The organism is Erythrobacter sp. SDW2 (assembly GCF_021431965.1).
GTDB lineage: Bacteria > Pseudomonadota > Alphaproteobacteria > Sphingomonadales > Sphingomonadaceae > Parerythrobacter.
The window spans coordinates 551,816-566,146 of sequence record NZ_CP090370.1; the positions used below are offsets into that span (position 1 = coordinate 551,816).

Annotated in this window: 13 protein-coding genes; 3 read left to right on the top strand and 10 right to left on the bottom strand. The window is 66.9% G+C overall.

Annotated elements, in window-relative coordinates:
• Positions 1 to 139 precede the first annotated feature (139 nt).
• Both LY632_RS02705 and LY632_RS02710 read right to left on the bottom strand, forming a co-directional pair.
• Positions 140 to 1,288, bottom strand: a complete 1,149-nt coding sequence (locus LY632_RS02705; protein ID WP_234092275.1) for a hypothetical protein — start codon at positions 1,286 to 1,288, stop codon at positions 140 to 142.
• A gap of 165 nt (positions 1,289 to 1,453) precedes the next feature.
• Positions 1,454 to 1,936, bottom strand: coding sequence for a GAF domain-containing protein (locus LY632_RS02710; protein WP_234092276.1), 483 nt, complete (start codon positions 1,934 to 1,936; stop codon positions 1,454 to 1,456).
• A gap of 92 nt (positions 1,937 to 2,028) precedes the next feature.
• Between LY632_RS02710 and LY632_RS02715 the strand changes: the two genes are divergently transcribed.
• On the top strand, positions 2,029 to 3,507 hold the full coding sequence (locus LY632_RS02715) for a sorbosone dehydrogenase family protein (protein WP_234092277.1): 1,479 nt from the start codon (positions 2,029 to 2,031) through the stop codon (positions 3,505 to 3,507).
• 3 nt (positions 3,508 to 3,510) lie between these two features.
• On the opposite strand, the gene LY632_RS02720 is transcribed toward LY632_RS02715, so the two are convergent.
• The gene (locus LY632_RS02720; RefSeq protein WP_234092278.1) at positions 3,511 to 4,335 is read right to left on the bottom strand and encodes a DUF815 domain-containing protein; all 825 of its coding nucleotides are present in this window, start codon (positions 4,333 to 4,335) and stop codon (positions 3,511 to 3,513) included.
• 13 nt (positions 4,336 to 4,348) lie between these two features.
• The gene (locus LY632_RS02725) at positions 4,349 to 6,088 is read right to left on the bottom strand and encodes an acyl-CoA dehydrogenase (protein ID WP_234093301.1); all 1,740 of its coding nucleotides are present in this window, start codon (positions 6,086 to 6,088) and stop codon (positions 4,349 to 4,351) included.
• A 65-nt stretch (positions 6,089 to 6,153) separates the two neighbouring features.
• Between LY632_RS02725 and LY632_RS02730 the strand changes: the two genes are divergently transcribed.
• Entirely contained in the window at positions 6,154 to 7,098 is a 945-nt protein-coding gene (locus tag LY632_RS02730) for an L-threonylcarbamoyladenylate synthase (RefSeq protein WP_234092279.1), read from the top strand.
• Here the strand turns inward: LY632_RS02730 and LY632_RS02735 are convergent, their stop codons facing one another.
• The 6 genes from LY632_RS02735 to LY632_RS02760 all read right to left on the bottom strand — a co-directional run bounded on the left by LY632_RS02735 (position 7,099) and on the right by LY632_RS02760 (position 12,475).
• A complete protein-coding gene (locus LY632_RS02735) occupies positions 7,099 to 7,434 on the bottom strand; it encodes a hypothetical protein (protein WP_234092280.1) in 336 nt (111 codons plus the stop codon).
• A 59-nt stretch (positions 7,435 to 7,493) separates the two neighbouring features.
• Complete coding sequence (locus tag LY632_RS02740) at positions 7,494 to 8,315, bottom strand: head GIN domain-containing protein (protein WP_234092281.1); 822 nt, start codon at positions 8,313 to 8,315, stop codon at positions 7,494 to 7,496.
• 126 nt (positions 8,316 to 8,441) lie between these two features.
• A complete protein-coding gene (locus LY632_RS02745) occupies positions 8,442 to 8,975 on the bottom strand; it encodes a CarD family transcriptional regulator (RefSeq protein WP_234092282.1) in 534 nt (177 codons plus the stop codon).
• 267 nt (positions 8,976 to 9,242) lie between these two features.
• On the bottom strand, positions 9,243 to 9,581 hold the full coding sequence (gene fdxA / locus LY632_RS02750; protein ID WP_234092283.1) for a ferredoxin FdxA: 339 nt from the start codon (positions 9,579 to 9,581) through the stop codon (positions 9,243 to 9,245).
• 40 nt (positions 9,582 to 9,621) lie between these two features.
• Positions 9,622 to 9,888, bottom strand: a complete 267-nt coding sequence (locus tag LY632_RS02755; protein WP_234092284.1) for an RNA-binding S4 domain-containing protein — start codon at positions 9,886 to 9,888, stop codon at positions 9,622 to 9,624.
• Positions 9,889 to 9,901: 13 nt separating this feature from the next.
• Positions 9,902 to 12,475, bottom strand: coding sequence for a helicase-related protein (locus LY632_RS02760; protein WP_234092285.1), 2,574 nt, complete (start codon positions 12,473 to 12,475; stop codon positions 9,902 to 9,904).
• A gap of 195 nt (positions 12,476 to 12,670) precedes the next feature.
• Here LY632_RS02760 and LY632_RS02765 point away from each other — a divergent pair, with 195 nt between their 5' ends.
• The gene (locus LY632_RS02765) at positions 12,671 to 14,314 is read left to right on the top strand and encodes a M23 family metallopeptidase (RefSeq protein WP_234092286.1); all 1,644 of its coding nucleotides are present in this window, start codon (positions 12,671 to 12,673) and stop codon (positions 14,312 to 14,314) included.
• Positions 14,315 to 14,331 lie beyond the last annotated feature (17 nt).

Sequence of the window (14,331 nt, forward strand, 5' to 3'; positions counted from 1 at the left end):
GGACGATGCGCGAACCCAATCCTTGGCAGGCACTTCTTTCACATGCCGGCCTATCGCAGCATATGGTTAACGCCGACCTAAGGGCTGGGCCTTAGCGTTGGGGGATTGCCCCTTGACGCCGTGCCTTCGGGACCGGGTCTTACTTACCCTTGATATACCTGATCGGCTTGGGCTTCGGCGCGGTCTTGATGGTGCGCACCTTGGGCTTCGCGGCCGGCGCAGGCGGCGGCGTGGCCTTGCGATAGGTCACGACCTCCTCCTCGACCCAGGTTTCGCGCACCACTTCCCGCACCACTGGAACCAGCGGAGTGCTCTGCGTGACGACGACAGTGGTTTGCGGGACTACGACATAGCCCTGCCACCAGCCGCCCCAGCTGGCGCTCGACCAATGGCTCTGCCATGCGCCGCTCTGCTGCCAGCGCCCATCCCAGCCGCCCCACATCGGGCCGGGGTAGGGGTAGTAGCCCTGTGCGGGCCAGTGGCCGCCGCGGGCGTAGGAGTCTTCATAGGTCCGCAGCCAGTTCTTGCAGTCGCGCTTGGTCCCGTCGCCCTTGCCGAGCGCGATCGCCTGACCGATGAACAGGCCAACGAGGCCGCCGACACCGCCGCCGATGAGCGCGCCGCCCAGCTTGTCGCCCGCCTTGGCGATGCTCCGGCCGATTAGGGCGCCGCCAGCTGCCCCGAGCAGGCCACCTGCGACTGCGCCCTGGTCGGCCCGCTTGCGACGATCCTTCAGATAGGCACGACAATCCGCGATCCATGCATCGCGGTCGATAACCGGCGGCATCGGCGGATAGTACGATCGATAGCCATAATTGCCCTGCGGGCCGGCATAACCGGCCGGCCCGTAGCCTTGGTAGTAAGGATAGCCGGGGTGCGGCGGAGGCGGGGCAGGGCGGGCATACTGCGGCTCGGGGTAGCGCGGCTCCTGATATGGCGCTGGCGCATAATCGGGCTGGCTGTACCGCACGGGCTGGCCCTGGTATTGAGGATATGCAGGCCCGGCGCGGGCATAGTCGATGTCGGGTCGGTAATCGTCGTCGTCGCCAAGATAGGCATCATAGCCGGTGTCGTAGATCTCGTACTCGGCCTCGGGGGGCAGCTGCTGGACCACGGGCTGGCGGACATAAGCCGGCTCGGGGGGCGGCTCGGCATATTGCGGCTGCGGGTCCTGGTAGACCTGCCCTTCGTATCCCATCTGCTGCGCCTGGGCGGGAACAGCGGTTACCAGTGCGGTGGCAATGGCGCCGCTGGCGGCCATCATGCGGGCGGGAATGGCAAAAGACATGGGCTTTCCTCTTCGCGAATCCACGACTCGCGCGCAGCTGCGCAACCGTAGGCGTTAAGGGAAAAGTTACCATAAGCATGCCGGGAGTCACGATTGACTCACGAATTCAGGGTGCTCTGTCCCGTTTCGGGTCGGAATTTTGGCTAACCCGCCTTACGATATCGCTCAAATGCGCTGGGCGATCCGCGCCGCCAGCGCTTCGATTCCTGCGGCGTCTACCGCACCAAAGCGAGCTTTCTCGGGCGCATCGAGGTCGATCACTGCAATGACCTTCCCATCGCGCAACACGGGCACCACCAGTTCCGACTGGCTCGCCGCATCGCAGGCGATGTGGCCGGGGAAGGCATGGACGTCCTCGACCAGCTGGGTTTCGCCGGTCGACGCTGCCGTGCCGCACACGCCCTGGCCCAAGGGGATACGGATGCAAGCCGGGCGCCCGATAAATGGGCCCAGCACCAGCTCTCCGCCGACCATGCGGTAAAACCCGGCCCAGTTGAGCCCCGGCACGAACTCCCACAGCAAGGCGGCGAGATTGGCCATATTGGCGACAGCGTCGGGCTCGCCGGCGGTCAGCGCGTCGGCGGCGTCGGCCAGCTGGCGATAGCGTTCGGCAGGTTCAAGCTCCGCCGTAGGGGCAAAATCATACATGCAGCGCGATCTAGGCCAGTTGGCCGGTCTTGCAAGCGCACAGCTGAGCAAAACAATTGCCGCCCCCGCGTAGCTCGCCTATCTCGCACGCCATGAGCAAGCTGCAGAAGATCCTCCTCACCCTCCTCGTCATTCTCGCCGTCCTCGCCGGGCTCGGCTACTGGTTGACCCGCGGCAACACCGCCGAACTGCCGGTCGAAGCCGTCACTGGCAAGGACCCGACGCTGGTGGAGCCCGAGGAAGAGACCATCCCCACGGTCAAGATCGCCAAGCCGGTCGGTTGGGCTGAGGACGAGGTGCCAGTCGCGGCCGAGGGGCTGGAAGTGAAGCGGTTTGCCGAAGGGCTCGATCATCCGCGCGTGCTCCACCGCCTGCCCAATGGCGACATACTGGTCACGCTCACGCGTGCGCCGAAGGTCGAGAGCGAGGGTGGCGGCCTGATGGATGCCATCAAGGACTGGATCGCAAGCTGGCTGATGTCGGAAGCTGGCGCCAAAGGCGAATCGCCCAATCAGTTGGTGTTGCTGCGCGATGCCAATGGCGATGGCGTGGCCGAAGTGCGCAAAGTATTGCGCGACGATCTCGATTCGCCTTCGGGCATCGCCTGGCGCGACGGGACGCTTTATGTCGCCAACCACAACGCGCTGCTCAGCTTCGACTACGAACTGGGCAGCGATACCGTGGCCGGAACGCCGCGCAAGCTGATGGACCTTCCGCCCGGTGGCGGTCACTGGATGCGTAATATCGAGCTCAACGCTGACGGCACAAAGCTTTACATCGCGGTCGGTTCGGTCTCGAACATCGGCGAGCAGGGCATGGAGGTCGAAGAAGGCCGCGCCATGATCTGGGAGTACGATGTCGCCAGCGGTAGCGCGCGGCCCTTCGCCGTCGGCCTGCGCAATCCCAATGGGCTCGACTTCAACCCCAGCTCGGGCGAACTTTGGACAACGGTCAACGAGCGGGACATGCTCGGCTCCGACCTGGTGCCCGATTACCTGACCAATGTTCCGGTGGGCGCGCAGTACGGCTGGCCGTGGCTTTACTGGAAAGACAACCTTGACGGCCGGGTCGATGCGCCGCGTCCGCCGTTCATTGTCGAATATACCCGCCGTCCGGAATTCGCCCTCGGCCCGCATGTCGCTGCACTGGGGCTGGTGTTCAGCGCCGAGGGGAACCTGATGGGCGAGAAGTTCGGCCGCGGCGCTTTCATCGCCCGGCACGGTTCCTGGAATCGCAAGCCGCCCTCGGGTTACGACGTGATCTACGTTGCCTTCGACGAACGCGGCAATCCGCTGGGCAAGCCGGTGCCGGTGCTGACCGGCTTTCTCAAGGACGATGGCACAACGCGCGGGCGACCGACTTGGGTCGAATGGGGCGGCGATGGCTCGTTGCTCGTAAGCGACGATACCGCCGGGATCATCTGGCGGGTCGTAGCACCCGGCGCGAAACCGGCTGCGGCGATCCCGCGCAACCAGCCGGTAAAGCTCAAGCCGCGCGTCTCGCTCGATGGCGATCCGTCGGCCAGTTTCGGCGACGACTTTGCCCGCAAGAGCAATCCGCTCGGGCAATAGGCGCTAGAATGACCGGCCAGAGCGTCCGGCGAGTTCGGTGACGAATTGCCACGCGGTCCGGCCGGATCGCGCACCCCGCTGCATCGCCCAGGCGAGCGCTTCGCCCTCTTCGAACGCCAGCCCGCGAGGTTCGGCATAGGCGTGAACAATCGCGAGGTAATCGCCCTTGCTGCAGGGATGGAAGCCGATCGACAGGCCGAAGCGGTCGGCCAGCGCCAGCTTGTCGTCGAGCAAGTCGCGCTCGTTCATCGCATCCTCGGCCTCCCCCGCCTTGCGCGCGACGATCGAGCGGCGGTTGGTGGTAACGGCCAGCCGCGCATTGGCGGGCCGGGCATCGACGCCGCCCTCCAGCCAGCTGCGCAGCAGGCGCGGACCCATGGCGTCATCCTCGGCAAAGGCGAGGTCATCGATGAACAGCAGGAACTGCCGTTCGATCCCGGCCAAACGGTAGAACAGGCGGGGCAGGTCCTCGAGTGCGGTCACGCCCAGTTGCACCAGCGCGAGGTTGGACCCGCTCGCCTGCGCTGCGGCCACCGAGGAGCGGATCAGCGCCGACTTGCCCATGCCGCGCGCGCCCCACAGCAGCATGTCGTGTGCCGCGTAACCTTCGGCCAGGCGGGCGACATTCTCGACCACGAGATCGCGCTGGCGATCGATCCCGCGGAACACACCCAGCGGCGGGGCGGCGATGGCCGCAACCGGATTGGCTCGGTTGTCGCTCCAGCTATAGGCGGGGGCAGCGAGCCAATCGGTCGGCTTGCGCCGGTCGGGAGCCAGCCGCTCCAGCGCATCGGCGATACGGGCCAGCGGATCTTCCTGGTCGCTCACCGGCAGAGCCACCTCAGGCTGTCAGCTTTTCGGCATCGAGCGCATAGAGCAACTCCGCCCCTTCGGTGGCCGAGGCCTTGAGCCCGCCCGCCTCGGGCACGATCCGGTCGAGGAAGAAGCGCACGGTCACCGGCTTGGTCGCGGCCAGCGCCGGTGCCGCCCCGGCTTCCACCGCAGCAAGCTGCTTGGTCAGTTGCCACCCGGCGACTGCCACCGAGCACATGGTGGTGAAGGGCACGCTGCCGGCCAGCCGGTCATCGAGGCTCGCCTCGCCGCGCATCCATTGCGCCACCGCCAGGCAATCCTCTGCCAGAACCTTGAGCCCTTGCTCGCCACTGGCATCGCGGGCAATCTCGGCCAGAAGGCCGGCCAGCGCTTCGCCATCGGCCAGCGCCAGCTTGCGCGTGACAAGGTCGGCGGCCTGAATGCCGTTGGTGCCTTCGTAGATCGGTGCGATCCGCGCATCGCGATAATGCTGCGCGGCACCGGTCTCCTCGACGAACCCCATGCCGCCGTGGACCTGCACGCCAAGGCTGGCGACCTCGATGCCGATATCCGTGCCCCAGGCCTTGAGCATGGGGACCAGCACTTCGGCACGCTGGCCGGCGCTCTCGTCGCCGAGCGTGCCGCGATCGACCTGCCCGGCGGTGTAGTAGAGCAGCGCCCGTGCGCCTTCGGTCAATGCCTTCATCCGCAGCAGCATCCGCCGTACATCGGGGTGTTCGACAATAGCGACCGGAGATTTGTCGGGCGAACCTGCGCGAGCCGACTGCACGCGGTCGCGGGCATAGGCCAGCGCCTGCTGGGTGGCGCGCTCGCCGATCTGGACGCCCTGGTTGCCGACATTGATGCGCGCGTTGTTCATCATGGTGAACATGGCGGCGAGGCCGCGGTTCTCCGCGCCGACCATCTCGCCCAGGCATTGGCCGTTGTCGCCATAGGACATGACGCAAGTCGGCGAAGCGTTGATGCCGAGCTTGTGCTCGAGACTGACCGGACGCAGGTCGTTGTGCGGCCCGAGCGAGCCATCGGCATTCACATGGTACTTGGGAACGATGAACAGCGAGATCCCGCGCGTGCCCTCGGGCGCCCCGGGGGTGCGGGCCAGCACCAGATGGATGATGTTCTTGGCCAGTGTATGGTCGCCCCAGGTGATGTAGATCTTCTGCCCCTGGATCAACCACTTGCCGGCATTCTCGCCCTCCGTGACCGGCGTGGCGGTGGCGCGCAGTGCTCCGACATCGCTCCCGGCTTGCGGCTCGGTCAGGTTCATTGTGCCCGACCATTCGCCGCTGACGAGGCGGGGCAGGTATTTCCGCTGCAAGTCGCTGCTGCCGTGGTGCTCCAGCGCTTCGATCGCGCCGACGCTCAGCATCGGTAGCAGGTTGAAGGCCATGTTGGCGGTGCCGAGGTTTTCCAGCACGTTGCAGCCGAGCGTGAAGGGCAGGCCCTGTCCGCCGAACTCGGTCGAGGAGGCGATGCTGTTCCAGCCCTGCTCGACATAGGCCTGATAGGCTTCCGCAAAGCCATCGGGCAGGCGCACGACGCCGTTCTCGAGCCGGGCACCCTCGAGGTCGCCGATACGGTTCAGGGGTGCCCATTCGCCCGCCGCAAACGCCCCTACGCCCTCTACAATTGCTTCAACCATGTCGGCCTCGGCAGCGGCGAAGCGTTCGCTTCTGGCCAGCTCCGCAATCCCGGCATTGGCGCGAATGGCGAGCAGCTGGTCCTGGGTTGGCGGGGTATAGGGGATCACTATGCGGGTCCTCTTGGGCTATCGTGCTTGGAATCTCGGCGCGAGAGATATAGCGCGCGGGCATGACGGGCAAGAACGCTACGGAAACGCTGCCGGCCGATGCCGAGGGGATCGCGCGGGCGGTGGCAATCCTCGAATCGGATGGCCTCGTCGCGGTGCCGACCGAAACCGTCTATGGCCTTGCCGCGCGGGCCGACAGGCCTGAAGCGGTGGCGAAAATCTACGCTGCCAAGGGGCGGCCGAGCTTCAATCCCCTGATCGTGCATGTCGCGGACCGTGCGGCGGCCGGGCGGCTGGTCGAATTCGATGACCGGGCGCAGCGCCTGGCGGACGCGTTCTGGCCCGGGCCGCTGACTCTCGTGCTCCCTTTGCGACCGGACAGCGGACTGGCGGGAGCCGTCACCGCCGGCCTGCCCACTCTGGCAGTGCGGGTGCCCGATCATCCCGTGATGCTGGAGCTTCTGCGCCGGCTTGGTTCGCCATTGGCCGCGCCTTCTGCCAATGCCAGCGAGACGGTCAGCCCGACCAGCGCGGCGCATGTGCGCAAGACGCTCGAAGGGCGGATCGATGCGGTGATCGATGCTGGCGAGACCCGCCGTGGAGTGGAATCGACCATCGTGGCATTGCGCGAGGGAGGTAGCTGGAGCCTGCTCCGCGAAGGTCCGATTTCGGCCGCGGAGATTGCCGCGCTGTTTGGCCGCGAAGCTGTCGCCGCATCGGGAAGCGTTGAGGCGCCGGGCCAGATGGCGCGCCACTATGCGCCGGGCAAGCCGATGCGGCTTGATGCCATACGGGCGGAGGAGGATGAGTTCCTGCTGGGTTTCGGCAGCATTGCCGGCGACTGGTCGCTGTCCCGGGCAGGCGATCTCGCCGAGGCGGCGGCGCGGCTGTATGCCGGGCTGCATGTAGCGGCCGAGGCGGACCAGCCGCGCATAGCGGTGGCGCCCATTCCCGATGACGGGATCGGCAGGGCCATCAACGACCGGCTGCGCCGCGCCGCAGCCTGACTACTCGTCCCGCTCGGGCTCGGCCGGCAGCGAGCGCAGGATGACCTGCAATTCCTCGTAGGTCTGCCGCGCCTCGTCACACGCGACGCGGTCGCCATCGAGGCATTTCCTGCGCTGCTTCTCGTATTGCCGCTCGAGTTTGCCTGCCCGCTCCTCGCGCTGGCGCAATTCGCGGCCGCGCTTCTCGTCGGCTTCCGACTGGCTGGTGGTGGCAAGGTCGACGCCCTTGCTCGCCGCCCTGACCGGCAGGGTGACGACATCGACGGCGGCCTTGGCAAGGCAGCCTTGCAGCGCAAGGCCGCCAAGAATCAGCAGAAGGGGGGCAGCAATGCGCATGGACGGCTCCTTACCGACCGGGCTGTAACCCAGGCGGCGTGAGCCGTCCATGAATGGTCTTATTCGTCCGGTTCCGGTGCCTCGGGAGTTTCGGGTGCCGTCGGCGCGGCAGGTGCCGTCGGCGCCCCGGGCGCTGCCGGCGCGGCGGCCGGCTTGCAGTTCAGCGTGCCCGAACCGAAGGCCTTGATGTTGCACTTGGCGGTGCCGGTAACGGTGATGTCGCCCGAACCGGCGATATTGGCCTCGACTTCACCGTCGGAGGCGAATTGGGCATCGCCCGAGCCGCCGACGTTGATTTCCGCCTTGTCCACCTTGAGCCCGGCCATCTCCGCCTTGCCCGAACCGCCGACGGTCATTTGCAGCCGCTCGACCGTGCCCTTCGCCAACACCGTGCCGCTGCCGCCGATGGTGATCTCCAGGCTTTCGCCTGCGAGCGTCCCGACATCGACCGTGCCCGAGCCACCGATGGTCACCTCGGCCTTGCTCGCCATGCCCGGCAGGGTGGCGGTGCCCGAACCGGCGATCACCACCTCTTCCGGCAGCGGCATGGTTACGCGGACGGTCGCGGTGCCGCCGTCCTTCCAGCTGTTCTTCTCGCGCATGATGCCGAGCGTGCCTTCTTCGAGGTTGAAGCGCAGCGCATCGACCGCCGCCTGGTCGCCTTCGACCTTGATGTCGAGCTTCGCGCCTTCGGTCACGACGAGCGTGTCAGGGCCGGCCAGGATCACGCCCCTTGGCGCGTCGCCGCTCATGTCGAGGTCGGCCAGCGGCACGCCGTCCTTGTCGCCGATGCGGATACTCATGCCGTCGCACCCGGCAACCGTCAGGCCGAGACCGATCGCCGCCACCGGCAGCAGCTTCTTGAAGAATGAGTTGAACATGGGGGTCCTCCCGAAAGCAATCTGTGTTGCTGATATAATACACCAAGACCACGTCCGCAACCCGTATGCGAAAAGGGCCGCCCCTGGCGGAGCGGCCCTCGTCGGTTTGCGCATGTCGGTTGTCGATCAGGCGTCTTCGGCGGTCTCGTAATATTGCGGCGCGTGTTCGCGCAGCACATCGAGGATCTTGCCGAGCGCGGTCGGTTCGTCGGTCTTTTCCATCGCCGCCAGTTCGCGGGCGAGGCGGCTGGAGGCCGCTTCGAAGATCTGCCGCTCGGAATAGCTCTGCTCGGGCTGGTCTTCCGGGCGGAACAGGTCGCGGGTCACTTCGGCGATCGAAACCAGGTCGCCCGAATTGATCTTGGCTTCGTATTCCTGCGCCCGGCGGCTCCACATGGTGCGCTTGACCTTGGGCTTGCCCTTGAGCGTCTCCATCGCTTCCTTGAGCGTCTTGTCGCTCGACAGCTTGCGCATGCCGATGGCTTCGACCTTGTTGACCGGAACGCGCAGGGTCATGCGTTCCTTCTCGAAGCGGAGCACGTAGAGTTCGAGCTGCATGCCGGCGATTTCCTCGCTCTGGAGCTCGATCACACGGCCAACGCCGTGCTTGGGGTATACAACATAATCGCCAACATCGAAGGCGGGAGCATTGGCTGCCATCTATAGTCCTTTCATCCTGTCGGGCCGAACCTTGCGACAGTGAAGCTCTCTGACGGCCACGCCATGCGGGCCGGGGTGCGAGCCGAATTGTCGAAGATGTGCGATCCAGCCTTTCCAGATTCTGCCGCCTGCGGAATCGAGGCGCGGGCGGTTGATGCATTATATAACAGATTCGCAACAAAATTGCCAGTGCACGACGCATCGCGCCGATTCCGCATCCGGAATCGGCGCCTGCAGCAGCAGCAATGTTGATTCAAGGGCGGAAAATCAGTCGCCTTCGCCGGGTTCGGGGCTGAAGTACTTGTCGTACTTGCCCTCTTCGCCCTTGTGCTCGTCGGCCTCGGCCGGCGGATCCTTCTTCTGGGTGATGTTGGGCCATTCGGACGAGAACTTGGCATTGACCTCGAGCCATTGCTCGAGACCGTCCTCGGTATCGGGCAGGATCGCTTCCGCAGGGCACTCGGGCTCGCACACGCCGCAGTCGATGCATTCCGAAGGGTTGATGACGAGCATGTTCTCGCCTTCATAGAAACAGTCGACCGGGCAGACCTCGACGCAGTCGGTGTACTTGCACTTGATGCAGGCGTCGGTGACGACATAGGTCATGGCAGGCGGTTCCCCCTAAAGGCTGGTCTTCCCCGCATCGCTATGGCGCTCGCCCGATTTGGTCAAGCACGTGATAGCAGCTTTGTGCTTCGGACGGCGGCCCGCGCCGTTGGGGCAGGGTGAGAATCTCTGCCACCAGCACGGAACTGCCGCGCGGAAGCGTCAGGACGTCGCCCGCTTTGACGGCATGGCTGGGGTGAACGGTCCGCAGGCCGTTGATTCGCACATGACCCTGTTCGACCATGGCGCGGGCAAGGCTGCGGGTCTTGACGAAGCGCAGCCGGACCAGCGCGAGGTCAAGTCGCACAGGCAGCGGCGCCTTACCGGACGAGCTTTGCCAGGTCGGCGAAAGGATTGCCCGGAACGGGGCCTTCGCGCTTGGCAGCAGGTGCCTGCTTGGCATGCCTGGGCGGCTTGCCCTTGTTGCCTCGCTTGCCCGCCTCCTTGTGCTGGCCACGATCATGCTGGGGATTGGAGCCCGGACGGTTGGGACGCCAGCTCCAGCTATCGGGCGCGGCCGGGCCGAACGCACCCTCGGCCAGCGGCCTCGCGCGGTGCAGACGAAAGCCGGCCGCGCCGAGCAGACGTTGGAAGCTCGCTTCGCTGAGCCCGGTCGAGATGGCGAGGGCGGGGTCGATCCGCACGCTTCTGGCGTCGGGTTTGCGGCTGCGGGCCTCATGCGCTGCGCGCAGCAGCTTCTCGGCCACATCGACGCGGATCAACTGGTCGCCGGCCGGTCGATAGCCGGCAGGAATCTGCCTGGCACCCGGAAGCACGGACCGCATCGCCGCTTCCAGCGGCCGCCGATCGAGACCTGCCTTGTGGAACGCGGCGCGCGCGGCGGGCTTGAGCAGGGCCGAGGCGAAAACGTCGAGCGCGCCGAACACAACGCCCAGCTTGCGCAGATAGGGCCGGACTTCCTTGGGCAGGTGGACGATGCCCGCTTGCTCGCGGGTGGCGAGGCCGTGACCTGCGATCAGGTTGAGCAGCAGCGCCCGCGCCTCTGTTCCCGCCGCCGGGTCCTTCGAGGCGGCCTGCAGCGAGGCCAGCGGTTCCAGCGGAGCGAGCTGTCCCTTTACCCACGCGCCCAGCGCAGCGAGGAACTGCGTCCGTTCCTGCTCCTCGATCCGGTCAAGCTCGCGCGCCGCAGCGACCCGTGGTTCCAGTGCCGATGCCGTCTGTTCCAGCCTGGCAATCTCCTGCCCGGCCCAGCGCACCACGCCGCGCTCCAGCGTTGCTGCCGCGAAACCGCTTTCGCGCAGTTTTCGGGCCTCGTCGGCCAGGATCCGCGGCAGGGCCTTCTCGGCGGCCGAAAGCAGCATCTTGCGGTCGGCGAGGTTGGCCTGCGCATCGACCGCGAAGCGGAACCCCGTGACCGTGCCGATATGCTCGCCTTCGACCAGCAGCCCGCCGTCCTCGGCCAGCGTGACCGGCAGCAGCTTGGGGTCATTGCCCAGGTTCTTCATCAGGATCGCGGTCCTTCGATTGACAAAACGTTCGGTCAGCCGCGCGTGCAGGGCATCGGAAAGCTTTGCTTCCACGCCGCGTGCGCGCGCTGCCATCTCGTCGCGGGCGAGCACCCAGTCGGGCCGCTGGCAGATATAGGCCCAGCTGCGGATCGCCGCGATCCGGCCCTGTAGCGTGGCAATGTCGCCTTGCATATTGTCGAGCTCGGCAATCCGCGCCGCGACATAGTCGGCGCCGAGATAGCCGGCTCCCAGGTCTTGCCACAGGCGGGCGACGAAACGGGCATGGGTATCGGGGCCCGACTGGCGAAAATCGGGCAGCGAACAGGCCTCCCAGAAGCGGCGGACATGGCCGGCACCCTTGATCGTGGTGGCGAGGGGTTCCTCGGCCAGTTTCTTGAGCACCGTGAGATCGATTGCCTCGGGGGCACCGCGCAATGCCGCCTCGCCCGGTTTGGCCTCCAGGTCGGCGATCAGCGTCGCAAGGCTGTCGAACCGCGGTTCCGGGTCGCGCCAATAGAGGTGTGTCAGCGGGGCGAAGCGGTGCTCCTCGATGGCATAGACTTCTTCTGCGGTCAGCTCGGGCACCTGTCCGCGCTGCCCGGCCAGAGTGCCGAAGGTGCCGTCCTTCTGGTGCCGCCCGGCGCGCCCCGCGATCTGGGCCATTTCCGCCGGGGTCAGCCGTCGCTGACTCACTCCGTCGAACTTGGTGAGCGAGGCGAACGCGACGTGGGCGACATCGAGGTTGAGACCCATGCCGATGGCGTCGGTGGCGACGATGTAATCGACCTCGCCCGACTGGAACAGTTCGACCTGCCGGTTGCGGGTCTCGGGGCTGAGCGCCCCCATCACCACGGCCGCGCCGCCGCGAAATCGCCGCAGCATCTCTGCCAGTGCATAGACCTGCTCGGCGCTGAAGCCGACGATGGCGCTGCGCGGCGGCAGGCGCGAGAGCTTGCGCGGGCCGATATGGGTGAGGGTGGAGAACCGCGGCCGGGATTCGACCCGCACCTCGGGCACTAGCTGGCGCAGCACCGGCTCCAGCGTCGAGGCGCCGAGCAGCATGGTTTCCTCGCGCCCCCGGGCGTGGAGCAACCGGTCGGTGAAGATATGCCCGCGCTCGCGGTCGGCGGCGAGCTGGGCCTCGTCCAGCGCGACGAATGCGTGACCGCCGCCCGTTCGGGGCATCGCTTCGGCGGTGCACAGGAAATAGCGCGCTTGCGGAGGCTCGATCCGTTCCTCGCCGGTGATCAGCGCGACCTGGCGTTCGCCCTTGATCCGCACCACCCGGTCATAGACCTCGCGCGCCAGCAGCCGCAGCGGGAAGCCGATCGCTCCGCTCGAATGGCCGCACATCCGCTCGATGGCGAGATGGGTCTTGCCGGTGTTGGTGGGCCCGAGGACCGCCCGGATGGTGCTGTCGGTCACGCCTTGCGATGTGGCATTGCGCGGGCGCTGCCGCAAGCAAAGCCGGCCGCTACCCACAACAGCGGTGGATTCGTCGCAAACCTGACTCGACTGGCCGCGCCTTAAACCCAAGTTAACTTTAATCCGCCAAGCCCTTCGGCCATGGAGCAAGACGGGTCGGGTCGCACGGCGTGACAGCTTCCGGCTCCGGGATCGATGGAGGACGGCCTGTACCAGGCACGTGCAGAGACAGCAGCCGGGATCTTGCCCGGTGACACGGCGAGCGGTGACTGGCGCGCCGCCGCGCTGTCGCATGCCCAGATGATCGACGACGCAGCCCCGCGCATCATCCAGCGCGCCCGCACCCTCCGCGAGAAATTCGACGGCTGGAAGTTCGAGGCGAGCGAGAAGCTCGACCGGATGGACCTCGCCCCGGACCTGGCGGAAGCGATCGGCAGCGCCCGTTGGCTGCGCGGCATGGCGACCCTGATCGGCCTCGGCGCTTTCGCTCTGTCGTTCTGGCCCACCCTCTCCCCGCTCGAAGCAGCGCCCGCCCAGCGGCTCGACCAGACCGCACGCGAGGAATTGCGCAGCCATGCCATCATGCCGCTGGCGCTCGGCGGCGACACCGGCAGCCGGATGAGCGCAACCGCGCTGGTCGAAGACCTGCCCGCAGCGCCCGAACGCCCGCAGATCCAGCTGGTCGCCACGCTGGTGCAGGGCGACAGCTTCGGCCGTATGCTCCAGCGCGCCGGGGTCGGCACGGACGAAGCCGGCCGCGTGACCCAGATGGTGTCTCGGGCAATCCCGCTCGGCGAAATCGCTGCGGGCACCCAGCTCGACATCACCCTCGGTCGTCGGCCTGCGCCCGGCGCGACCCGCCCCATTGACGCGATAGAATTCCGCGCCCGGTTCGACCTTGCGCTGGCCATCAGCCGCGATGCGGGCGGCAACCTTGCGCTGGTGCGCAAGCCGATCCGGGTCGACGACACCCCGCTGCGGATTCGCGGCACGGTCGGGACCAGCCTCTATCGCTCGGCGCGTGCGGCGGGCGCGCCCGCCAGTGCGGTGCAGCAGTATCTCAAGGCGATCGGCGAGAACGCCGATATCGACAGCGCAGTCCGTGCTGGCGACACTTTCGACATGATCGTGACCTATCGCCGTGCAGCCACCGGCGAACGGCAGGCGGGGCAGCTGATCTTTGCCGGGGTCGAACGCGCCGGCAGGCCGACCACCCAGCTGATGCGCTGGGGCAGCGAGGGCCGGTTCTTCGAAGCCAGCGGCATCGGCGAGCAGAAGAGCGGGCTGATGGCCCCGGTTCCCGGTCCGATCGGCTCGCGCTTCGGCATGCGCAAGCACCCGATCCTGGGCTATCGCCGGATGCACAGCGGGCTGGACTATCGCGCCGCCTACGGCACGCCGATCCGGGCGGTGACCGACGGCAGGGTGCTGTCCGCCGGGCGGGCCGGCGGCTGCGGTATCGCGGTCAAGCTCGGCCACGGCGGCGGCCTTCAGACCCGCTATTGCCATATGAGCCGCATGGCGGTGAGCGCCGGCCAGACGGTCCGCCGCGGCCAGGTGATCGGCTATGTCGGCTCGACCGGGCTTTCGACCGGGCCGCATCTGCACTTCGAGATGTTCCGCGGCGGCCGCGCCGTCGATCCGCAGTCGGTCAGCTACGTCACCCGCGCCCAGCTTTCGGGCGAGGAACTGGCCCGGTTCCGCAGTACTCTGGCCCAGATCAAGCAGATCGAAGTCGGCGCGGCGCTGGCCGACCTCGAAAAGCGCCCGGAAGAGCAGGACGAGCCCAAGCGCGAGATCGACAAGCTCGCCAATCGCCAGAGCAAACTGGTCGGCTAGCAATTGCGTGGAGGCGC

Bases quoted from the DNA above. Each gene is read 5' to 3' on its own strand.
- LY632_RS02740 (WP_234092281.1), bottom strand. From the start codon at position 8,315: ATGTTCAACTCATTCTTCAAGAAGCTGCTGCCGGTGGCGGCGATCGGT.
- LY632_RS02715 (WP_234092277.1), top strand. From the start codon at position 2,029: ATGAGCAAGCTGCAGAAGATCCTCCTCACCCTCCTCGTCATTCTCGCC.
- LY632_RS02710 (WP_234092276.1), bottom strand. From the start codon at position 1,936: ATGTATGATTTTGCCCCTACGGCGGAGCTTGAACCTGCCGAACGCTAT.
- LY632_RS02705 (WP_234092275.1), bottom strand. From the start codon at position 1,288: ATGTCTTTTGCCATTCCCGCCCGCATGATGGCCGCCAGCGGCGCCATT.
- LY632_RS02765 (WP_234092286.1), top strand. From the start codon at position 12,671: ATGGAGGACGGCCTGTACCAGGCACGTGCAGAGACAGCAGCCGGGATC.
- LY632_RS02730 (WP_234092279.1), top strand. From the start codon at position 6,154: ATGACGGGCAAGAACGCTACGGAAACGCTGCCGGCCGATGCCGAGGGG.
- LY632_RS02745 (WP_234092282.1), bottom strand. From the start codon at position 8,975: ATGGCAGCCAATGCTCCCGCCTTCGATGTTGGCGATTATGTTGTATAC.
- LY632_RS02735 (WP_234092280.1), bottom strand. From the start codon at position 7,434: ATGCGCATTGCTGCCCCCCTTCTGCTGATTCTTGGCGGCCTTGCGCTG.
- fdxA (WP_234092283.1), bottom strand. From the start codon at position 9,581: ATGACCTATGTCGTCACCGACGCCTGCATCAAGTGCAAGTACACCGAC.